This window comes from Ochrobactrum sp. PL_is483 (genome assembly GCF_055816855.1).
The window spans coordinates 169,794-192,235 of the sequence record NZ_JBVPGS010000034.1 but is presented as its reverse complement, the minus strand read 5'-3'; the positions used below and the strand labels follow the sequence as shown (position 1 = coordinate 192,235).

Here is a 22,442-nt window from a genome sequence, read left to right as displayed (position 1 = left end):
ATGGCCCGTAAAATCATTATCGATACCGATCCCGGTCAGGACGATGCCGTCGCCATTCTTCTGGCCTTGGCAAGCCCGGAACTCGACATTCTCGGCATTACCGCGGTCGCAGGCAATGGCCCGCTGGCGCGCACCGAAGTCAATACCCGCACGATCTGCGAAGTGGCGAAGAAGCCGGGCACAAAAGTGTTTTCAGGCTCCATCCGCCCCCTGGTGCGCCCGCTCGTGACGGCTGAAAACGTGCATGGCAAGACCGGCCTCGACGGCTACGACCTGCCCGCCCCGACCATGCCGCTGCAGGCACAGCATGGCGTTGATTTCATTATCGAAACGCTGATGAAGGAAGAACCGGGCACGGTCACGCTCTGTCCGCTCGGCCCCCTCACCAACATCGCATCCGCGCTGATCCGCGAGCCGAAGATTGTTGGACGCGTCAAGGAAATCGTGCTGATGGGCGGCGGCTATTTCGAGGGCGGCAATATCACGCCCTCGGCGGAATTCAACATCTATGTCGATCCGCATGCCGCAGCAGTGGTGTTCAAATCCGGCATCAAGATCACCATGATGCCGCTCGACGTCACCCACAAGGTGCTGACCACCGAGAAGCGCATCGCCGCCATTCGCGGCATCGGCACCCATGTCGGCGAAGTGGTTGCGGCATGGCTCGAATTCTTCGAGCGCTATGACGAAGCCAAGTACGGAACCGACGGCGGCCCGCTGCACGACCCGAACGTCATCGCCTATCTCATCAAGCCGGAACTTTATTCCGGGCGGGAATGCAATGTGGAAATCGAGATCAATTCGGAGTTGACCATCGGCGAAACAGTCGTCGACTGGTGGGAGGTCACCGACCGTCCGAAGAACGCGCTCTTCATCAAGGATGTGGATGCAGACGGCTTTTTCAAACTGCTGACCGAACGGCTTGCGACGCTTTGATTTTATCTGGGCATGATCTTATCCGAAAACCGGAAGTCCACTTTTCGGGATCATGCTCTAAATCATAATTTAGCCACAAAAAAGCCGCGAGAACCTTATTCTCGCGGCTTCTTCGCCATATTTGAGGTGGTGTTTTTGAGCAGTTTTTCGCTCAAATCGAGTGAAACCGGCGCAAATTGCCGCTATTCTTCATTTTGCCTTATTTTGCAGAAGCGCTGCCACTTCCGCAGCGGTGGGTGCAGCCGCACCCGCCCCCGCTCTCGTGACCGCAATCGCACCTGCCGCCGAACCGTAGCGCACGCAATCGTGCAGGGACTGGCCCTGCGAGTAGGCGACCGCGAAACCGCCATTGAAACTGTCGCCAGCAGCGACCGTATCCACCACATCAACCTTGAACGGCTCGAAGTGCTTCACCTCGTCCGCCGTCACCAGCAATGCACCGCGACTGCCAAGCTTGACGATGACCGTCTTCGGCCCGCGCTCCAGAAGATTGCGCGCAGCAGCTTCCGCGGAAGCCAGATCGGTCGGCTCGATGCCGGTGATTTCAGCGGCTTCCGTTTCGTTTGGAGAAATAATATCGCTCAATGAAATCAGGTCCGCCATGCGGCTTGCATCGCCGACCGGGGCCGGATCGAGCAGAACGCTGCCGCCTGCTGCCCGCGCGGCTTTTGCTACGGCCAGATTGGCAACATGGGGAACTTCGCGCTGCAACAGCGTGATCTTTGCCCTCGCAATGTCTGCGGCATAGGCATCGATATCGGCAGCCGACCAACGCGCATTGGCTCCGGCGCAAACCGCAATCGTGTTCTGCCCCGCTTCCTCGACCTGAATGATCGCCATGCCCGTATCGACGCCATCGATCACGCGCACGCTTTCGGTGTTGAGGCCAAATTCCTGCATCTGCTTCACGGCCAGTTCGCCAAAGGCATCGTTACCGACAGCGCCGACGAAGCGAATGTCACCGCCAAGCTTTGCGACCGCAACCGCCTGATTGGCGCCCTTGCCGCCGAGGCCAATGCCATAGCCCGATGCATTCACGGTCTGTCCCGGACGCGGCAGCGCGGCCATCCGCGCGCTGACATCCACATTCACACTGCCGAAAATAAAAATCTTCAACGGTTTTCTCCATCGCTTGATCGCCGCACAATAGCTGCGCCGAAACAAAACTTCCACGCCGGGCTTGCCGCCATGCACAGAGAGAAAAGCCTTGTCGTCAATCCGGCTCCGGCTTGAAGTGCAGCTCCCGCTTCAGCAATTCTTCCAGCCAGTCGGCAAAGACCTGAAGACGGCGGGAAAGATGCTGGCGGTGGGGATAGAGAAACGTCATCCGCATCGGCTCGGCGCGCATATCGGCCATCACTTCGACCAGTTCGCCCGTTTCCAGGTGGTGTTTGACATCATAGGCGGGAATCTGGATGAGGCCGAGACCGGCGAGACAGCAGGCGATATAGGCTTCGGCATTGTTGACGGTGACGCGGCCGCGCACCGGCATGGATCGCAATATGCCGCCTTCGACCCATTCCCAAGGCTCGACGCGCCCGCTCGACGGCGAGGCATAATTGACCGCCCAATGCGCGGAAAGGTCGGAAGGCGTTTCGGGAATGCCGTACCGCTCCAGATAGGCGGGGCTCGCCACATTGACCAGCGGAAGCTCTCCGAGCGAGCGAGCGATCAGCCCGGAATCGGTCAATGGCCCGACGCGCAGAACGCAATCGACACTCTCCTCAACAAGATTGACGGCACGATCCGTCACTCCCAGATGTATATCGATTTCCGGATAGGCATCCAGAAACGCGGGCAAGGCAGGCGCAACGATCAGCCGCCCGATGCGTCCGGGAACGTCGACCCGCAACGTACCGGATGGCGCGGCAGTATTGCGGAACAGGTTTTCCGCTTCTTCCACGTCCGCAATCAGGCTCAGGCATCGTTCATAGAAGGCGGCACCGTCCTGCGTCAGCGACACGCTTCTGGTGGTCCGGTGAAGGAGCCGCGCGCCGAGACGCCCCTCCAGTTCGAGAACCGCCGCCGAAACCGATGAGCGCGGCACGCCCAGCGTATCGGCAGCGCGGGTAAAGCTCGAACATTCGACAACACGGGCAAAGACACGGAAAAGGTCGATGCGATCCAAGGTGTTCTGCCCTCCATTGTCCATCATTTCTGACAGGTGTTGTCAGAATGACCGTCTTTATAAGGTTATTGTAGACGATACTCTTCCGGCCTGAAAGCGGCCGCGTAACGCGGACGCATCGGAAAAGAAGGTTGAAGCCATGACAGACCACAGCATCAAGGGCAAAACTGTTATCATCGCTGGCGGCGCCAAGAACCTCGGCGGCTTGATCGCCCGTGATCTTGCCGAACACGGGGCAAGGGCCATCGCAATCCACTACAACAGCGCCTCGGCCAAAGCGGATGCCGACGCCACCGTGGCCGCCGTGAAGGCGGCTGGCGCGGAAGCGGTTGCCTTTCAGGCCGATCTCACCACCGCCGGTGCGATGGAGAAACTCTTCGCGGACACGATTGCCGCCATCGGGCGTCCCGATATCGCCATCAACACGGTCGGCAAGGTTTTGAAGAAGCCGATCGTCGAAGTTTCGGAAGCCGAATATGACGAGATGACCGCCGTCAATTCCAAGTCGGCCTTCTTCTTCCTGAAGGAAGCAGGCAAGCACGTCAACGACAATGGCAAGATCTGCACTCTGGTAACATCGCTGCTCGGCGCCTACACGCCGTTCTATGCAGCCTATGCAGGCACCAAGGCCCCGGTCGAGCATTTCACGCGCGCGGCTTCCAAGGAATTCGGCGAACGCGGCATTTCGGTAACCGCAATCGGCCCCGGCCCGATGGACACGCCGTTCTTCTATCCGGCGGAAGGCGCGGACGCGGTCGCCTATCACATGAGCGCGGCGGCACTCTCAAAATTCTCCAGAACCGGACTTACCGATATCGAGGACATCGTTCCCTATATCCGCTTCATGGTTTCGGAAGGCTGGTGGATGACCGGACAGACCATCCTCGTCAATGGCGGCTATACGACCAAGTAGAGCATTAGCGGCCTGCCCGGTGCAAGCCCGGTGCAAGGGCAGGCCGCCATACGGCGTCGTTGAAAATCGAGGAAAGCCTACTCGGCTTTCAGGAACTCGCCCACTTCCAGCAGGACGAACTCGTTGTCATCCACCTTGTCGAGCGCGCGGCCTGCCGAGAACGGCAGATTGTTGTCATTGCCGACCACGATATGCGTCTCGTCCACGCGGTCCACATTTTCGATGGTGAGGAATGGCATGTCGTAAATGCCCTCGCGCCCGCCCTGACGGCGCTTGTTTTCCGGGTCGGCGATGGCCAGCAGGTCGATATAGCCGATCTTGCGCACGTCCTTGCCGACATTGCTGTCGTCAAACGCGATCTTGTAGATGCGCTTCACCTTCGACGGCACATCGAAGCAATCGGCCTGCGGCTTCTTCGGATCGGCGCAGGCCTTGTCCGCCGTGCCGACGCCATTGTCGCGCTCGATGACCAGCGCCGTGGTTTCATCCAGCATGTTGAAATCGCCGATGGCTTCGCCGCCTTCCGCCAGCGGATAAAGCCAGGAGCGGCCCGTCCACTTCTTGTCGGCCACGCTGAACTCGATAACGCGCAAGCCCGTCTTGCCGTTCTCGGTCTTTTCCGGCGCACCATCGACAAACAACGGGCCTTCCAGAAGTCCGTAGAGCTTGGAACCGTCCTTGGACATGGCAAGCCCTTCGAAGCCGCCGGAGCGCTTCAGATTATAGGCCGGGAGCTTGAGGCTCGGATTGGCTGGCAGAGCGAGCTTCGGATTGTCCGGCGACACCACTTCCCTCTCCCCGACAAAAGTCGGGAACACATCGGTGAGCTTGCCTTCCGTGTCGAACTTCAACAGGAACGGACCGAATTCCTCGCCAACCCAGAAACCATCCGCCACCGGCTGGATGGATTCCACGTCGAAATCCGCGCCGGTGAGATAGCGCTTTTCCGCGCCTTCCATGACGATCGGGAATGGAGCCTTCTTGTCTGGATCGCTGAGGAACACGGTTTTGACGCGCTCGACCGTTCCCTTGTCCCAGTCGAATTTGACATTGTGCAGCATCAGCATGGCATCGGGCGAATTGAGCTTGGAGCCGAAACCATTGTCGGACAGCGACCAGAAGCTGCCGTCTTCCATGGTCTTGATACCCGAAAAGCCCTGTACCGGCTGGCCGTCGAACGGCACCGAAAGGCCGGTCTTGCGCACGCCGTCCTTGCCTTCCACCGTGCCGATGCCCTCAGCGCGCTTGCGGTCGGCGGTGGTGAACTTGCCCGAGGTCTTCAGATGCTCAGCTGCATCCTCCGGCGCAGCGACGATGGTGTTCGCCGGCAGGATGGCATGGGCCTTGAGCGTGGCCGGAAAAGCCTTTTCTTCAGCGGAGGCCGGAAGCGCCAATGCGACGGCACCGGCAAGCATGGTCGAGGCGACAAGACGCGATATCATGATAAGTCCCCGTTGGAATTCAAATACAGGGATGCAATTAGGCTGGCTTTGTATCGCTGGCTTGACGCTTCCATGAAGCTTTGACGAAGGCCCCGGCTTTCACCGGGGGCCGACTGCCTTATAAAGTTACTACACAGCGATCTTTCCGCCGCCCTGTTTGGTGATTGCCACTACGGCAGGCCGCACCGGCATATCGTCCTTGAAGTCCGGCCAGCGGGTGGACAGGTCTTCGTAATAGGACGGACGGCCATGACCGTCCCAGTCCTCGCCGCCATCGCCCGGATGCTGCACGGCAACGAAAGCCGTCTCGTCATCGGGTGCGAATAGCGGACCGCACATTTCGGCCCCCACCGGCACGCGGTAGAACAGTTTCGAGGTCGCGCGCGCATCGCCTTCCGTGTCGACCGCCCAAAGCCCGTCGGTGCGGCCCGTATCCTTGTTGCTGTTGCCATCGGTCGAGACCCACAGCCGGCCAGCGCTGTCGACGGCGGCATTGTCCGGCATGCCGAACCAGCCATTGCGCGTCGTATCGGTGGAGAAGCTGGCGCCGACTTCGGCGACCGAAGGATCGCCGCATTTCAGCAGCACTTCCCATTTTCCGGTCGTTGCGGCAAAATCCTGCCCGTCTTCCTCGATCTCGATGATATGGCCGAAGGCGTTCTTGGCGCGCGGATTGGCGGCATCCACCTGATCGTCCTTGCGCTTGGTATTGTTGGTGAGCATGACATAGACGCGGCCATTGACCGGGTTGGGCTGCACGTCTTCGGGGCGGTCCATCTTGGTGGCGCCAAGAAGATCACCAGCGCGCCGCGTTTCGATCAGCACATCGGCCTGGCTCTTGAAGCCGTTCTGTTCGGTCAGCGGACCCTCACCGAACGCCAGCGGCATCCACTCCACCTTGCCGTCCTCATGGAACTTCGCCACGTGCAGCGTGCCTTCATCCAGCAGGTCCATATTGGCGGCGCGATCATCCGGGTTGAACTTGCCCGCCGTCACGAACTTGTAGACATAATCAAACCGTTCGTCGTCGCCCAGATAAAAGACCACGCGCCCATCCTTGCTGACGATGGATTCCGCGCCCTCATGCTTGAACCGGCCAAGCGCCGTGCGCTTCTTCGGCACGGAATTCGGGTCGGACACATCAACCTCGACAATCCAGCCGAAGCGGTTCGGCTCGTTCGGCTCCTTGGAAACGTCGAAACGGTCGTAGAAACGGCCCCATTCATATGAGCCTTCGGGAATGCCCATGCGCTTGTAATTGGCCGCTTCCGCGTGACCTTCCGGCAGTTCACCGATGAAATAGCCGTGGATATTTTCCTCGGCCATGATGTAGGTGCCCCATGGGGTGACGCCGCCCGCACAGTTGTTGATCGTGCCGAAAACCCTGGTGCCGGACGGATCGGCATTGGTCTTGACGCGGTCATGACCCGCGACCGGGCCGCTCAGCACCATCTCGGTATTGGAGGTGATGCGGCGGTTTTTCGCGCCGTCGAGCACCGGCTGCCATTTGCCGTCCTGCTTGCGGATTTCGACAATCGTGCCGCCATGGGCAGCCATTTCGATATCCACCTGTTCCTTCGAGAGCGGAGCCTGCTCCACCTTGCCGTCGACAATCTTGACGAGGCCGGGAAACATCAGGTGCGGATTGGTATATTCATGGTTGACGACCAGAAGCCCGTGTTCGGGCGATCCGTCAATAGCGATATAGCCGACATAGTCATTATTATAGCCGAACTGGCGCACTTGCGCTTCAGCTGACTGTTTGGTCGGGTCGAATTCCGGCGCATCGGCGAAAAGCCTGTCGCCCCAGCGCAGGAGCACATCGGCATCATAGCCTTCCGCGACATGGTGATGGGCGTCCACGCCAGCCTCGACTTCCGTGAACGAAAAGGCCGAACCGGACGCGGCGCGCGCCTCGCCTGCACTCATCAGCGCGAGCGGGCTGACGGTTGCCGCAATGGCCGAGACAGCGAGCGATCCGCGCAGAAAGCCGCGGCGGGAAAAGCGGCGGCTGATGATTTCGCCCATTGTGGGATTATCGGACGGATTGCGCGGATCGGCATCGGCTTCTTCCAACTGGCTGGTCTTGAACAGACTTTGCTGGGAAAGAGTATCGGACATTGCTGGCTCCCTATCGAACAGTGAAGCTGCAAACTAGAAGCAGTTCATGACAGCCGGACGACATTATCCCGACAGTTGCATTCCTCGTGATGCCGAAAAAATCCTGATCGGGCGATAGAATAATTTTGCGGGCAAATGCGCTTTCCAATAAAACCCTCCCTATTTCTTCCATTGAGGGGTTGGCGATGACCGACATGACGGCTGCACGGCGCAATATTATTATCCTGACAATTGCACAGGCTCTCGGCGCTTCCAGCCCGCCTATCGTGATTTCGCTCGGCGGTCTGGTGGGCCAGAAACTTTCCTCCGATCCGGCGCTTGTCACGCTGCCCGTCAGCCTGTTCAATCTCGGCCTTGCGCTGGGCACCCTGCCAGCGGCTTTCTTCATGCGCCAGTTCGGACGCCGCAATGCCTATATGCTGGGTGCGCTTGTCGGCGTTTCGGCGGGCCTGATTGCCGCCGCAGGCATTTTCGCGGCCTCCTTCCTCATTTTCTGTCTCGGCACGCTGACCGCCGGTTTCTATGCCGCCTATGTCCAGAGCTATCGCTTTGCCGCCACCGATGCGGCAACGGGCGACATGAAGGCGCGCGCCATATCATGGGTCATGGTGGGCGGGCTTGTCGCGGCCATTGTCGGGCCGCAGCTCGTCATCTGGACCCGCGACAGCATTCCCGACGCGATGTTTGCCGGCAGTTTCCTCAGCCAGGCGGTTCTGGGTCTTCTCGCCCTCCCCGTCCTTTTCATGCTGCGCGCGCCCAAAATCAGGAAAGACCCGAACGCGGTCCATGATACAGGCCGACCGCTTGGCGAAATCCTGCGTTCGCCGCGCTTCATGCTTTCCGTAGCGGCCGGTGTCTGTTCCTATGCGCTGATGACTTTCGTGATGACGGCAGCGCCCATCGCCATGGTCGGCCACGGCCATTCCGTCGATCATGCGGCCCTTGGCATCCAGTGGCATGTGCTGGCCATGTTTGGCCCCAGCTTCTTCACCGGAAAGCTCATCACCCGTTTCGGCAAGGAAAAGATAACCGCGCTTGGGCTGGTGCTGATCGCCTTCTCCGCCATCATCGCGCTCGGCGGTTTCGATGTCGGCCATTTCTGGGGAGCGCTGATCTTTCTCGGCATCGGCTGGAATTTCGGTTTTATCGGCGCCACCGCCATGGTGACGGACTGCCACACCCCGGCTGAACGCGGCAAGGCTCAGGGCGCCAATGATTTCATCATGTTCGGCACTGTGGCTTGCGCTTCTTTCTTCGCCGGGTCGCTGCTGCATTCCTCCGGCTGGGAAACCATCAACTGGCTGGTCTTCCCGATTGTCGCGCTTGTTCTGGTGCCGCTTATCCTGCGCCTGAAGCCGAAAGGCGCTGTCGCAGAAGCCTGATCGATCAAAAGCCCTGCTCTTTCATCCAGAGCCTGCCGCCTTCGGACACTGCGTCATAAACAGCACCACCGAGGGCGGCACCTATATCCGTGTGCAAGCCTGCATATAATGCGCCAGGCTCCCCTTGCGGCGCGGAAACGGCGATGCAATCCGTGCCAGTACCCGTTGCTGCCCTGCCGCCAATATCGAGCCCTAGTTCCATAATGGCAGCGGTGCGCGCCTCGGCGGCAATCGACATTGCCTCCAAATGGGCTGCGACCGACAAGGCCTTGTCTATATGAACCAGAAGATTGATCGTTCCGGCGAGCATCTTCATCTGTGCGCGTTCACCCACCCTCCCCGCATTCGACAGGCCGACAGTGGCAAGACAGGCGGCTTGCGCTTCGCCGGAGCGCCGCATTGCGACATGATGCTTCTTCACGCTGCGCGAGGTCATCATCTGCACGGCTTCGCCATAACCGGCTTCTGCCAGTCTTTCCTGCAACAAAACTGCCGGATCGACATCCAGCGTCAGATCATCATTGCGCACTTCCAGCCAGGCGACGGAACGCGCCCGGACAAAACCCGGACGTGTCAGCGACCAGCTCAAAATGTCTTGCGGGTCTCGAAAGTCAGCCGCGAGCACCGGGCCGCAACAATGGATCGTGAAAGGCAGCATCATCAATCTATCGCAGATCGGCATGGAGTTCGCGACCAGCGCCTTTGAGCCATCCACAGGACCGTGATGCCTGGCTGCCACCGGCGCGGCGATAAAGCACGGCTTCGTGACTTGGCCAAGGTTCCGCAAGGCGATATGGATCGCGCAATAGTGTTTCGCGCGTCGCGGAAACGGACAAGCGGTTTGCTCTGGATTGCGCCATGATCAACGATCTCACCGACGAGATATTCTGGATATTCACCATCGGGTGCTGCATCCTTTTCATCATGCGCCTTCTCTCGCCTCCCCCACGTCACAAGACCGATCAGGCGCAGGACCTCAACACATTGCGCCCTCGCCGCCGTTCGCGTCGCCGTCGCATTCAGGCTCAGGACCAACGTTGAGTTCTGCCGTCATTGTGTTCTCCGCGGCTGGTCTTTCACAGTCCTCATAAGACGGACATTTGAGTGGCATCAGGGATCGGTACAGCGGCCGGAAATGCTGGCACGCGATCATCCTTTGCCATTGTCGAAAGCTTTTGTAACCGTTTTTCAGCCGCAATAGGACCGCTTGATCTTCCTGCGTTTCATGAACGATACGAAACTTAAACAGCCATTAGGTTTTGTCATGCTGACAGGCATTTATGGTTAACGATTTTTTCCATTCAGCGCAGCCATAAGCATTGGTCTGATCGAGAAAGAACCGTTAGCAGCCTTTTCCGTCAAAATGCGCAAATAGCCTCCAGCGGACTGAATTTGCTCATAGCGTTGCAGGATATAGGCAATCACGATTGATGCATTATGGGTTCCAAGCACCTTCTTTGCGAGATCATAGAGCTTTGCATCGATCCCGAGGAAGGAACGTACTTTCTCTGCCGTATTGGCCAGATCCTGCCAATGCCGAATGGATGAGACCGCATAGGCTGTGATCTCCGGACAGGAGCGAAGCACCATGTCGAGCGAGACCGTGGGTTCGGGAGAGGCGCTGGTGATGTCATTTATGCGCTGGTCGATAAATTCAGACGTTGCCTTTTCAAAATGGGAATCTGGATTCGATTCAATTTGCTGCCGCTCATTTTGAGATTCATTGCCGTGCAAATTTTCAACATTTTGATGGATTTTCAAAGTGTTATCTATTTCTGCACGAATGGCCAGCAAGGATTCGACCAAAGCTGCCAGTTCTGCATGCTCCGCACGACGCGGAATGCTGTCGACGATGAGGCGGAAACGATGATGGATGTCCTGCCAATCACCGCCGAGTTCTTCCTGAGCGGCAAATTCGACAAGCTTGGTGATATCGCGGCGCAACAAAGTCAGCCGCTCGCGCATTTCACGCAGTGCAGTCTTTTCCGCCCTCACCTGTTCGGCAGCACGTTCCAGTTCACAGGCACGGGCCAGAAGCGGAGCTAGCGAAAAGCCGAAAGCAATCTGCACGTCTCCACCCTTGGCGCGACGCGCATAACGCTTTCCATTCGGGCTATCCTGCCGGAGTATGAAACCGGCATCGACCAGCGCCGCCAGATGACGCCGCAGCGTCGCGTCCGCCATGCCATGGGCGCGCAATGCCAGTTGCTTGTTGGACGGAAACACGATCAGGCTGCTCTGCTCGTTCAGTTCCGTTTCAGGATAGAAAGACAGGAGCGCCGAAAGAACCGCCAGAGAGCGATCATTCAGGCTGAACAGCGTCTTTGCTTCACACAGCCAGCGGTGCAGCTGCCACTTGTCGGCAACCGTTCCAGGCGCAATCTGCCGTGTGTTTTGTTGACTTGCCAACAAGGCAAGCGTCATCCTTCGACTGCCGAACGGCGTCGAGGCCAATTGAATCTCCATTTTCTTTCACCTTCCACAAGGCAAAAGAAATCCACCCGCCGAAATGACGCTAATTGCACTTGACAGTGATTCGTGGATTTGCGATTCTCTAGCTGCTAAACCAATGAGAAGGGCTTCCACACGGCGACGTTTGGGGGCCTTTTTCTTTTGCTGTCTCGTTTCCTTTTCCTGAACAGTTTCGACGCAAACACGCTTACAAGTTAAGCAAGCATGTCATGATCCTGAACCAGTCCGGTTTCCGGGAGACATGCCTTACACAATCAGACCGATGCAAACGCTCCGGCCTGTACGCTACTTACTTCTCCTCGCTCTGGAATGATGCGTAAAGCGCATCCAGGTTGCGAGAAAGCCAATCGGCAAAACGCGGCCCGTTGGCGGCACTGAGCGCCAATGTAGCCGATTTGCCATTCTGTTTGACAACGGCGCTGACGGACTTGTCTGAAGCCGTCCAGCTGGTGCCGGGACGTAAAGCGGCCTTGGTGACCGGCTTCTTCGGCCTTCCGCCTTTCAGATAGCCGTAAAGCTGCTCGAAACGATCGACAGACGACGCATTTTCAAAGGCTGAAGTCGCGAGAAGCTCTTCGGCTGCATCTTTCTTGCCGGGAATTTCAATCAGCTTGCGCAGTTCCAGCCAGCGGTCACGCCCGATGCCTTTGGCCGGGCCGATTGCCAGAAGAATATGCTCGGGAACCGCCTTTGGAATGGTCAGCATCTTCGACAGGGTCTGATAATCCACCGTCAACGCCGCCTGAATGGCTTCCCGTTCGAAGCCGAGAGTTTCAAGGCGCGCCGCAAAGAAAACACGCTCGATGAAGCTCAGATTGGCCCGGGCGGAGTTTTCCTGACCCTGACTCAGAATATGTTCCAGATCGGCGAGGGGCTTGATGACTGCCCTGACCTTGATGCCCAGTTCCCTGGCCACCCGCGCGCGGCGATGACCGAAAACGATCATATAGCGGCCGCTGGTCTCCGGATGCGGACGAACCAGAATAGGGCTGTCCTGTCCACGCTCGCGAATGGCTTGCAGAAGCTCCTGATACTCTTCGTCATGCGCTTCCGGCAGGCGGTCAGCCACGAAGGAAACGTCCAGCTGCGCCGGATCGAGCTCGACAATGGTTTCGCCATCAAGCTTCTGGGCTGCCTGCTTTGCCAGTTCGTCGATCGAGGCGGACAGAGATTTGGCGGCACCGAACCGGCGCGATACGTTTTCGACCGACTGCGAACCCTGTTCAGCCGCCGGTTCGTCCCGCATAACGCTTTCGAATATGTTCTTCCGTGCCATTCCTAAATCCTCAAACCGGTCAGAGACCTGATTTTATTCACTATTCGCCGTTTTAGACGGCAGTCTAACGCCCCCATGCCTCATGAACGAGGCTGCGAATTTCAGAATTGACGGCTTCCATGGCTTCCATCGCGCGATCGTAGGTGCCGCGGTTCATGGATGAACGCTCGACCTCGTAGAGTGTCTGCTTGGTAAGCCCGGCATCGGAAATCGCCGTCGATTTCAGCATCTGGTGCTTCAGCATATGCGAAGCCAGCATGCTCTGCATGAAACCGACCATCTGCGCCTGCGGGACATCGGTCGGCTCGTAACGCGTGATCAGATAGCGGAACCAGTCCAGCTGTACCGCGCCGCCAGCCTGACGAACCGTCTTCAGAATATCGCCGAGCATCAGCAGGAACTGCGACATGGACATCAGGTCCAGCATTTGCGGATGAACGGTGATCAGCACCGAAGTCGCAGCCGAAAGCGCCGTCAGCGTCAGATAGCCGAGCTGGGGAGGGCAATCGATGACCACGACATCATAGTCGCTGTCGACGTCGGCAAGAGCCTTCGCGATGCGGTTCCAGAATGTCTTGCCCTCGCCGCCATTCTGCATGGCGAGCGGGGTGTCATATTCATATTCCTGCAACTCCAGCATGGCTGGAATGATATCAAGACCGGGGAAGTTCGTCCGCCGGATAACCTCGCGAATAGGCTTCCTTTCGGCATCGTAACGAATTGCCTCATAGAGCGAGGGAAACTCATCGAGCTCGGGCTGGATGCCGTGCAGGGCAGAAAGCGAAGCCTGCGGATCGAGATCGATGGCAAGGACGCGATGGCCGGTCAGCGCCATATGTTGCGCCAGATGCGCGGCCGTCGTGGTTTTGCCCGAGCCGCCCTTGAAGTTGACGACGCCGATAACCTGAAGCTTTTCATTGCCGCGACGATGCGGAACGTAGCGCTTGACCTCAGCGCGACCGTTCTGGTCGAGCCACTGGCGCAGTTCCTGAATTTGCTCGACACTATAGGCGCGGCGACCACCTGTCAGAATGGTCGGCTCGACTCCCTTGCCTTCAAGATGTAATTTCTTGAGATTGCTGGGGGAGACGCCGAGGAAATAGGCGGCTTCGGCCATCGAAAACTGGCGCAGCATGTTCTTGCGCGCATCCGGCGGAAAGTTTTCGTGACGCAGCAGATTGAGCTTGCGAGAAATCTCGCGCCCTTGCGATAATATCATGTCGTCAAACGACAAGGCTGCTGCCGGATTTGCGATATTCATTTGCTTGGTGTCCCTAGTGACGGCATTGGAACTGATACCGCCTAAATACCGTCATTATGTCCGATTCTTATTCTATCGCAAGGGGCAGCCGAATTAACAAAGAGTTAGCGCCGACAATAAAATTAAGCCAAATTTTATCGATTCGGCGGCATTTTCGGTATCTCCTTGTTTTTATGAGCTTTTATGCATTTTAGACTGCGGTCTAAAATTCGAGGCCCTAAACTGGCCCGGAATTTCAATCGGGAAGAGTCCGTTTCCACACCGAACAGGCGGGCTTTTCGGTGGAAGAATCGCTTGGGGCCGATTCTCTGGGGCGCGGCAGCGCCGTGATCATTGCGAAACCGAAATGATGCAAAGCGGCCCGTGAAGATGCGCCAGATGCGACGGCAGAAACGGTCCCCTTGACAGTGGAGGCGATGGACAGTCTTTATGTATTTGCAAGCTGAGATCATCTCTACCTGGTCCGTCGTTGATGCGGATGGCTCAAGACACTCTATAGTCGCGTCATTCCCGGCAGGCCGCGAAGGTGACGATACCGGTTTCGTCCCGGCTCGCTCGCCCAAAAGCGGGTTGGCGAAAGTCCCATACCGCAATCCCACAACGCAAGATGACCGCGCGGCGGCTCCCGGATCAAGCCAGAGCATTTTGGCGGCGGGGAAGGAGAGGGCAACTCTATTCATCAGATCGGCCGATTTTCCGCCGGGCCTCATTCTTGGAAAACTTCGTCGTTCGGACGACGAGCTTTTCTCCAGGAGAGGGCGAGTAGATAGATTTTCCCTTGCCGCTTATCTCGCTTCCTGTTTTCAGGGGTGGATTTCTTAACCAAATCAGGGTAGCCTTGAAACTATCAAGCAGGCCATGCTGGCTTCTGAAGAACCAGCGCACAATGCCGCCTCGCAATCCCCTTCAAAAGCCCTTTGCGACCGTCAGTCGGACAAAACCTAATGGCATTTTAGGTTTAATAGGGATTCGGAAAGCCATATTTATCAGTAGGATATGAGAACCGAATGTGCGACCCAGAAGGCGCGCTTTTCGGTTCAGTTCTGAAGGTTGCGGATGTCGGTTCGGCGCGTCAGAAAGATCGTCGCCGCTTCCGGAAGGAAGGCTCTGCCCACGCGGGGAGCAGCACATTGTAAGTCTATGGATGTTAACGTCTGCCGGTCTGCCGGTCACGAGAGAATGACGGGGATATCGGCTTCCTCAAGCATGCGGGCCAAAATCGGAGCGGGCATTTCATTTGTTATGACGGCGGTGACGTCGCGAACCGAACCAAGCTTCACCATGGCACGCTTGCCAAATTTCGAGCTATCGACTGCGAGCAATTTGTGTGCAGCCTGCCCAAGCGCTGCTGAAACGACGGCTACTTCCGTATGATCGTCGTCGCATAGATCGCCGTCATCATCGATGCCGCTCACGGAGATGATGGCATAGTCGAACTTGAAACGCCGAATGAACTCCGGTGTGTCTTCCCTAAACATTCCCCCATCGATAGGGCGCACGAACCCACCGGGAACGGCGAGGGTGAAATCCGTCTTCTCGCTGATGATGGCGGCAGATCGCAAGCTGTAAGTGACGAGGTGCAGCCGCTTTCGGCTGACAAGCGCATTGGCAATCGCTTCGCAGGTCGTACCGGTGTCGAGGAAAACAGTAGCGCCATCGGGAATGAGCGCGACGACAGCTTCGGCAATTCGCACCTTCTCGTCGGCTCGATCATGTCTGCGCTGACGGTAGGTCAGGGGATCAAGCGGCGCCAGTTGCGACACACCGCCATGCAGCTTTCGGACTTTTCCCCGATGCTCCAGATCAGCAATGTCGCGCCGCGCTGTCTGGGTGGTGACACGGAACCGTTCTGCGATCTCTTCAAGAGAAACATAGTGGCTGTTCTCGATCCATTGCAACAACATCTGCTGCCGGATTTCCTTTTTGCTACCGGAACCAGAAATTTCGCTCATGTTTGTCGTTGCGTCCTTATGCGCCTGATTTCTCAGAACCATATTTCATTTCCGCGTTGAATGAGGCGAGGAAATTGTGGGGTTGAAATATGGATATCTTCCTGAATCGATAGCGAATAAAAATGTAATATTAATGACATTTACTATCAAGGAACTCCCGTTCTGGAGTCTAGATGCCCTGCCGGAGAGTAAAATGTAATAAAAGTGACATTGAACTCTGTCATTTCAGCAGCGGTTGAAGTTGGATGGTCAATCTGGCTGTCGCACCGAAATGGAAGCACCTTCCAAGAAAAGGACCGAGGGATGGTACCGGGGACGACCAAACGTAACGGAAAGTTTTTGGCTTTAACGGCGCAGCTTTTATGCGGTGTCGCAGTCGCAGGAATTGCTGCCGCTCCGGCACGCGCAGCCGATAGCTATGACATCCGCATCATGACGCTCAATATCTGGAACAAGTTCAAGCAGAACCCGGAATTGACAGCGGATTTTATGGCAGCCGCCAATTTCGATGTCCTGGGGATGCAGGAAGTCAACGGTAGTACCTATGTGACCCGCATACCCGATTTCCTCCAAACCGCGGGCCGCGGCACTTACGGTAATGTGCAGGTCGGCGATGTGGGTATCATTTCGCGCTTGCCCGGCAAGTTCGGCACGATCAATCTGGGCGGAAATACGCAAGGTCGTTATGTCAGCTATACTCAGCTGGATGCCCAGGGCTCGCGTCCGCAGACGCTCATCGGCACGGTCCATCTCGATTATGCGGATGGGTCAACCGGTCGCGTGAATGAAGCCAAAGCCCTCAACACATGGGCAAAAGGGGCCATCCAGCCAATCATCGTCATGGGCGATTTCAATGCGGGAGATGTTTCCGAGCGCGGCCTTCATCACATCGATGCGCAGATCAGACTGATGCAGCAATCTGACGGCAACACTTTTTATCGCGATCTGACGCGGCAATATGTTCTCAACGCCGATCAGCAGACGATGCGTGCGGTCATACAGGAAGCCTATGCCGGACAGGACATCGACACCCTGTCGTGGAAGCAATGGGGCGATGCTCTTGCAGCCGCCTACAAGGCCGGGAAGGATGTCGGGCTGCAAGACGAAACCTATGCGGTTGCCAACAACACGCCGGTCACGATGAATGTGCTCAAGAAGCAGTATATGCTGCTCCAGACTGATGCGGTCCGTGAAGATTTCAAGCCACATGATCTCAACGATGGCAGCACCACATGGCCATCGGCAGGCGAAGACGCAACCAATACCTGGGCGAGCTGGGACCGTGCCAAGATCGATCACTTCCTCGTCTCGCGGCCATTCGGAAAATGGTATGAGATTGTGGATGATCCCAATGATCCCTACACGGGAGTGATCAAGGACGTAAAAGTCACTCGGCCGGGCCGCCAGCCGGAAGCAATCTCCGACCATGAACCCGTTGCGCATGATTTTCGATGGGTTGGCCCGCAGCTCCAGACCTACTCGGAAAATGAAACCAGCAAGACGCGTCTCGTTTGGGGCGCTAATGCTTATGGTTTTGCGGAAAAGAACAAGGAATTTGTTCTAACGCGAAACAATCAACGCAGAGATCTCTATCTCGGCCAGATTTCAGACGCCAATGGCAAACCGATTCTGAGCGATCTGACGCTTGAAGAAAAGAAGACATTGCTCAACTGCGAGAGCACGGATGCGCGCTTCCAGCAGGCGATCAAGGACTATTGCGTCGATGATCATTCCTTCATCGGTGAAACAGCAGTCACCGACGGCGGGACGATCCTTGTCAGCGAAGATGCAGCTCTTGGCAATGCCGATGCTCGGCTGCGTCTCATTGATGGCGGCTTGCGTATAACGGGCAGCGACATGAAAACGCTGGATCGCACCGTGTCGCTTGAGGGGCTTGGATGGATCGACATCGCGGATGCCAACAACCGCGTGACGCTGCTGCAGCAAGCCACAGGTGAGGGCGCACTGCTCAAGCGTGGAGCCGGTACGCTCGTTCTGGGCCAGGCAAACAGCTATACGGGTGGAACCTTGGTGGAAGGCGGAGTGCTTCAGGCTGGCGTGGGCGGGGCATTCGTCGACAACACGGCTTTCGCGGTGAATGGCGGCAAGCTCGATCTCAACAATTTCAATGTGAGCATGTCGTCACTGATGGGCGAGGGCGGTACAGTGAGCCTTGGCTCGGCAGCTCTGACCGTTGACCAGATCGCCAATACCCGTTTCGACGGTAATATCGATGGCACTGGCAGTCTCACGAAGTCCGGCGCTGGTGTGCTGGTTCTGAATGGCGTCAACACCTACACAGGTGGGACCACTGTAAAAGAAGGCGGTCTTGTCATTGGCGATGCATCCCATTCAGGAGCATTCCTTGGCGGCACAGTTCGCGTGGAAAACGGCGCTCATCTGGGTGGTGCAGGTTCAATGGGAGGCCTTTATGCCGGCGCCGGCAGTATCATCGCACCGGGCAATTCTATCGGCACGCTGAAGGTCACTGGCGATCTGGCATTTGATGCAGAAGCCACTTACGTCGCGGAAATTGATGCCTCCGGTAAAAGCGACCGCATCGATGTCAGCGGAAAGGCGACGCTTGGTGGCGCGAAGGTCTATATTGAAAAAGCCGCTGGCACCTATATGCCGGGCAAGCGCTACACCATTTTGAGTGCTGAAGGCGGCATTGCGGGTACGTTCGGCGATTTGAGCCAGAACATGCCTTTCGTGGATCTTGGTCTGGCCTATGATCCCAATGCGGTCTATCTCGACATTGCTCGCAACAATGTCGACTTCGCTGCAACGGCGAAGACAAGCAATCAGAAATCGGTGGCCGTAGCCGTCGAGAATCTTGGTGCTGGTAATGCCGTTTACGACACGGTCGTCATGCAGGATAGCGAAGAGAATGCGCGTCGCGCATTCAACGCGCTTTCGGGGGAAATCCATGCTTCGACGCGAACTGCGCTCATCAATGACAGCTCCATCGTTCGCAATGCCGTTATGGACCGCGTCGACGCGGCGTTTGGTGGCGGGGGGCAGCATGCTGCATCATCGTCGGTCGCAACGGATACGGATTCGACGCAGGTTTCTGCGCCCCGCGCAGCAATCTGGGGACAGGCGCTCGGTCAATGGAGTGAAACCGGCGCGGATGGAAATGCTGGCAAGCTGAAGCAATCGACGGGCGGCTTTGTTGCGGGCTATGACGCGGAAGTCGCCGAAAACTGGAGGCTGGGTGCTCTCGCAGGCTATAGCCGCACCAGTTTCGATGTGAATGATCGCAACTCGTCTAGCCACAGTGATAACTACCATCTGGGAATCTATGGCGGCACCCAGTGGAGCGCGACGATGCTCAAGGCAGGCCTTGCCTATAGCTGGCACAAGATCGAAACGGATCGCCTTGTCGCTTTCCCCGGCTTTTCAGAAAGTCTCGATGCCGATTACAGCGCAAACAGCTTTCAGGCATTCGGCGAACTCTCGCATCGTTTTGATCTGAACGGAACGGCGATCGAGCCATTCGCAAATGTCGCAGTGGTGCGCCTGCAAACCGACCGGTTCAATGAGCATGGCGGGAACGCAGCGCTCCGGATTGGAAAAGAAACGACGACAGCCACGTTTAGCACAATTGGTCTTCGCGCTTCCGCTCCAGTCGTATTGGGCGGCATGAATGCCCGGCTTAGCGGTACGGTTGGCTGGCAGCACGCCTATGGCGATACCATTCCGACGACAGCAGCCGCATTCGATACCGGAACGATATTTGAAGTGGCTGGTGCGCCAATTGCGAAGGACACCGCAATTATCAAAGCTGGCTTTGATATTGATCTTGGCAATCAGACGACGCTGGGTCTTGAGTATTCAGGTCAGTATGGTTCAAGCTTCAATCAAAATGCGGGCAAGGCCAGGCTGAGCGTAAAGTTCTAAATTTCTTGGAACTATTTCTACCGCCAAAGAGACCAATTTTGGCGGTAGAAACATGGTCGGCGCTTCTGACCAGGCTCAAAGCTCCGTCACATTGCTCAGAGGCGATCCGATGCTGCCGTTGAAACCGCGATAGCGCTGGTGGCTGCGGGCGAGGTGGGCCTGCATGGCGTCGCGCGCGGCGTCTGCGTTCCCCGCACTGATGGCTTCGCAGATCGCACGATGTTCAGTCACGCTGTTGCGAATATAATCGGGCGTAATCAATGCAGGATTGAGATCGCTCGAAAATGCGGGCTGCGGCAGGATTTTCAGGCTCATGACGCTGAAAAACTCGATAAAGGCCTGATTGTTGGTTGCCTCGGCAATCGAGCGGTGAAAGATGTAATCCATCTCATCGAGTGCTGCCTCGTCGTCAACGGACGCCTCGAATTTTTTGAGTGCTTCCCACATATTGGCCTCCTGCGCCCAGGAGCGCCGTTGCGCGGCCAATCCCGCAGCGTGAACCTCAAAGGCCATGCGCAATTCCAGCAAATCCATGAATGGCAGCGACAACCGCGCCAAAGGCTCAAGCGGCGAAACATCATCGCCTGAAAAACGCAGCCTTTCGAAATCGCGGATGAAAACCCCAACGCCGTGCTTCACTTCCAGCAGACCGTCAGAGCGAAGTTCTGCAATGGCCTCACGGATGACCGTACGGCTGACGCCCAGCGTTTCGCCAAGCTCCACCAGCGTAGGCAGCTTGTCCCCGGTTTTAAAATCGCCATCGCGAATGAAGGCCTTAAGATTTTCAATTGTCCGTGCGGTGAGCGTCTTCAATGTCCGTCAGTTCCAATTTGGCCGATCAGGTTGTTTGTGATTGATACGATGTCGTGAATAGAATTACAAGATAATATCACTGATATAGAGATATTATCTTATAGGTCTCGACTCAGATTTCACCATGAATTTTCCCTCTCTTTCACGGAAAGGGAATGGTTTTTGTCCGAAAGAGACTCATCATATGGGGTGGCTACGATGAAAATTTTTTGGTCAATAATTCGCTGCATGGCTTGGTTTTTTTGTTCTTAAATGACGGAAATTATTTCATTAAATGGTTCTTCTGTGACCGGCTTCGCCTTATGTCGCCTCCAAAATATCCGTCTTGACAAGTGATAATATTTTAGCAAACCTATCATCATAACAAATGGCATAGTCATAATATCACTTATCAAATCTCTGGGTTGTCGATGGGGAAGCAAGTTGGTTTCGGCTGCTCGACCCAATCCGCCGGCGTCATGGACTGAGTGGTGGGATGCGTGCTCTCAAAGTGGTCTTGAGCGGACGTACGCGCCTTCTGGTCATACGTGTGTTCCGGATAGAATAAGGGGAAATATAATGGGACTGGTTTCAGCCAGACTGAAGGAATTGGGTCTTATCCTGCCCGAGCTAACGGCGCCCAGTGGCGCCTATGTACCATACAGGCTGAGTGGTCATACGTTGTATATCTCCGGTCAGGTGCCGCGTGTCGATGGGGTTGACTGCTATCTCGGATTGGTTGGCAGCACCATGAATGTCGAAGAAGCCTATCAGGCAGCGCGCGTTTGTGCGCTCAATTTGCTGGCGCGGGCGGCCTCCGCCCTTGATGGCGATCTCGATCGAATTTCAGCTTGTTTGCAGGTGCGGGGGTTCGTGAATGCCGTACCTGATTTCAAGGATCATCCGGCAGTGATCGATGGCGCATCCGATCTTCTCATCGAAGTGCTGGGGGAGAAGGGGCATCATGCCCGCACGGCCCTGGGCGCAGGTTCCCTGCCGCGCGGTTTTGCCGTTGAAGTCGACGCCATTTTTGAAGTCCAGCCTTGAGCGCTGGCTTCCTTCTGCAAATATAGACGAAGCGAGAATGAGATGTCTGATAAAGCCATCACGATGAATGCGGTCAACAAATGGTATGGCCAGCTCCATGTTCTCAAGGATATCCATTTGGAGGTCGACCGCGGTGAGCATATCGTGCTGTGCGGTCCATCCGGCTCGGGCAAGTCGACACTGATCCGCTGCATCAATTACCTGGAAGAAATTCAGGACGGCATTATCGATGTAAATGGCACTCGCCTGGGGCATACCGGCGCCAATGTCGATCATATTCGCCGCGATGTCGGCATGGTATTTCAGCAGTTCAACTTGTTTCCGCACATGACAGTGCTGGAAAATTGCATGCTGGCGCCGCGCCGTGTGCACAAGAACTCGCTCGCCGAAGCTCGGGAAAAGGCGATGCATTTCCTCAAGCGTGTTCATATTGCCGAGCAGGCCGAAAAATATCCGGCACAACTCTCCGGCGGTCAGCAGCAACGCGTTGCCATTGCGCGGGCGCTTTGCATGGGGCCAAAGATCATGCTGTTCGACGAACCGACTTCGGCACTTGACCCGGAAATGGTCAAGGAAGTGCTGGACACAATGGTCAGTCTCGCTGACGACGGCATCACCATGATCTGTGTGACCCATGAAATGGGCTTTGCGCGCGCGGTCGCTCATCGCGTCATCTTCATGGACCGCGGCGAAATCATCGAAAGCGCGCCACCGGCTGAATTCTTCGGCAATCCAAGGCATGAGCGCGCCAAGGCATTTTTGGGCCAAATACTGAACCACTAAGAAACAAAGGGGAAATGGCCGCGAATGGGAGAAT

At 56.7% G+C, this 22,442-nt stretch carries 17 protein-coding genes; 7 read left to right on the top strand and 10 right to left on the bottom strand.

Annotated elements, in window-relative coordinates; all coding sequences use genetic code 11:
* A complete protein-coding gene (locus AC0TNJ_RS11140; protein WP_473771154.1) occupies positions 1–936 on the top strand; it encodes a nucleoside hydrolase in 936 nt (311 codons plus the stop codon).
* A 189-nt stretch (positions 937–1,125) separates the two neighbouring features.
* On the opposite strand, the gene rbsK is transcribed toward AC0TNJ_RS11140, so the two are convergent.
* Both rbsK and AC0TNJ_RS11130 read right to left on the bottom strand, forming a co-directional pair.
* Complete coding sequence (gene rbsK / locus AC0TNJ_RS11135; protein WP_473771233.1) at positions 1,126–2,004, bottom strand: ribokinase; 879 nt, start codon at positions 2,002–2,004, stop codon at positions 1,126–1,128.
* A 145-nt stretch (positions 2,005–2,149) separates the two neighbouring features.
* Positions 2,150–3,064 carry a LysR family transcriptional regulator gene (locus AC0TNJ_RS11130; protein ID WP_473771153.1) on the bottom strand — a complete coding sequence of 305 codons (915 nt, stop codon included), beginning with the start codon at positions 3,062–3,064 and terminating at the stop codon, positions 2,150–2,152.
* Between the two features lie 139 nt (positions 3,065–3,203).
* Here AC0TNJ_RS11130 and AC0TNJ_RS11125 point away from each other — a divergent pair, with 139 nt between their 5' ends.
* Positions 3,204–3,977 (top strand): SDR family oxidoreductase, encoded by a 774-nt coding sequence (locus tag AC0TNJ_RS11125; protein WP_473771152.1) that lies wholly within the window; start codon positions 3,204–3,206, stop codon positions 3,975–3,977.
* Positions 3,978–4,054: 77 nt separating this feature from the next.
* Here AC0TNJ_RS11125 and AC0TNJ_RS11120 read toward each other — a convergent pair whose 3' ends face one another.
* Positions 4,055–5,419: an esterase-like activity of phytase family protein gene (locus tag AC0TNJ_RS11120; protein ID WP_473771151.1), complete on the bottom strand. Its 1,365-nt coding sequence runs from the start codon at positions 5,417–5,419 to the stop codon at positions 4,055–4,057.
* Positions 5,420–5,548: 129 nt separating this feature from the next.
* The gene (locus AC0TNJ_RS11115) at positions 5,549–7,540 is read right to left on the bottom strand and encodes a PhoX family protein (protein WP_473771150.1); all 1,992 of its coding nucleotides are present in this window, start codon (positions 7,538–7,540) and stop codon (positions 5,549–5,551) included.
* 185 nt (positions 7,541–7,725) lie between these two features.
* On the opposite strand from AC0TNJ_RS11115, the gene AC0TNJ_RS11110 reads away from it, so the two are divergent.
* Positions 7,726–8,922, top strand: coding sequence for an MFS transporter (locus AC0TNJ_RS11110; protein ID WP_473767789.1), 1,197 nt, complete (start codon positions 7,726–7,728; stop codon positions 8,920–8,922).
* Between the two features lie 4 nt (positions 8,923–8,926).
* Here the strand turns inward: AC0TNJ_RS11110 and AC0TNJ_RS11105 are convergent, their stop codons facing one another.
* Complete coding sequence (locus tag AC0TNJ_RS11105) at positions 8,927–9,637, bottom strand: adenosylcobinamide amidohydrolase (protein ID WP_473771149.1); 711 nt, start codon at positions 9,635–9,637, stop codon at positions 8,927–8,929.
* 143 nt (positions 9,638–9,780) lie between these two features.
* Here AC0TNJ_RS11105 and AC0TNJ_RS11100 point away from each other — a divergent pair, with 143 nt between their 5' ends.
* Positions 9,781–9,963, top strand: coding sequence for a hypothetical protein (locus AC0TNJ_RS11100; protein WP_122000892.1), 183 nt, complete (start codon positions 9,781–9,783; stop codon positions 9,961–9,963).
* Between the two features lie 243 nt (positions 9,964–10,206).
* On the opposite strand, the gene repC is transcribed toward AC0TNJ_RS11100, so the two are convergent.
* The 4 genes from repC to AC0TNJ_RS11080 form a co-directional block, all read right to left on the bottom strand.
* On the bottom strand, positions 10,207–11,388 hold the full coding sequence (gene repC / locus AC0TNJ_RS11095) for a plasmid replication protein RepC (protein WP_473771148.1): 1,182 nt from the start codon (positions 11,386–11,388) through the stop codon (positions 10,207–10,209).
* Between the two features lie 295 nt (positions 11,389–11,683).
* The gene (gene repB / locus AC0TNJ_RS11090; protein ID WP_473771147.1) at positions 11,684–12,670 is read right to left on the bottom strand and encodes a plasmid partitioning protein RepB; all 987 of its coding nucleotides are present in this window, start codon (positions 12,668–12,670) and stop codon (positions 11,684–11,686) included.
* A gap of 64 nt (positions 12,671–12,734) precedes the next feature.
* Positions 12,735–13,931: a plasmid partitioning protein RepA gene (gene repA / locus AC0TNJ_RS11085; protein WP_122000889.1), complete on the bottom strand. Its 1,197-nt coding sequence runs from the start codon at positions 13,929–13,931 to the stop codon at positions 12,735–12,737.
* Between the two features lie 1,169 nt (positions 13,932–15,100).
* On the bottom strand, positions 15,101–15,883 hold the full coding sequence (locus AC0TNJ_RS11080; protein ID WP_473771146.1) for a DeoR/GlpR family DNA-binding transcription regulator: 783 nt from the start codon (positions 15,881–15,883) through the stop codon (positions 15,101–15,103).
* A gap of 339 nt (positions 15,884–16,222) precedes the next feature.
* On the opposite strand from AC0TNJ_RS11080, the gene AC0TNJ_RS11075 reads away from it, so the two are divergent.
* Positions 16,223–19,786: an autotransporter domain-containing protein gene (locus AC0TNJ_RS11075; RefSeq protein WP_473771145.1), complete on the top strand. Its 3,564-nt coding sequence runs from the start codon at positions 16,223–16,225 to the stop codon at positions 19,784–19,786.
* 75 nt (positions 19,787–19,861) lie between these two features.
* Here the strand turns inward: AC0TNJ_RS11075 and AC0TNJ_RS11070 are convergent, their stop codons facing one another.
* On the bottom strand, positions 19,862–20,599 hold the full coding sequence (locus tag AC0TNJ_RS11070) for a FadR/GntR family transcriptional regulator (RefSeq protein ID WP_473771144.1): 738 nt from the start codon (positions 20,597–20,599) through the stop codon (positions 19,862–19,864).
* 558 nt (positions 20,600–21,157) lie between these two features.
* Here AC0TNJ_RS11070 and AC0TNJ_RS11065 point away from each other — a divergent pair.
* Together AC0TNJ_RS11065 and AC0TNJ_RS11060 are read left to right on the top strand one after the other, a co-directional pair.
* Positions 21,158–21,625: a RidA family protein gene (locus tag AC0TNJ_RS11065; protein WP_473771143.1), complete on the top strand. Its 468-nt coding sequence runs from the start codon at positions 21,158–21,160 to the stop codon at positions 21,623–21,625.
* Positions 21,626–21,667: 42 nt separating this feature from the next.
* Positions 21,668–22,408, top strand: a complete 741-nt coding sequence (locus tag AC0TNJ_RS11060) for an amino acid ABC transporter ATP-binding protein (protein WP_473771142.1) — start codon at positions 21,668–21,670, stop codon at positions 22,406–22,408.
* Positions 22,409–22,442 lie beyond the last annotated feature (34 nt).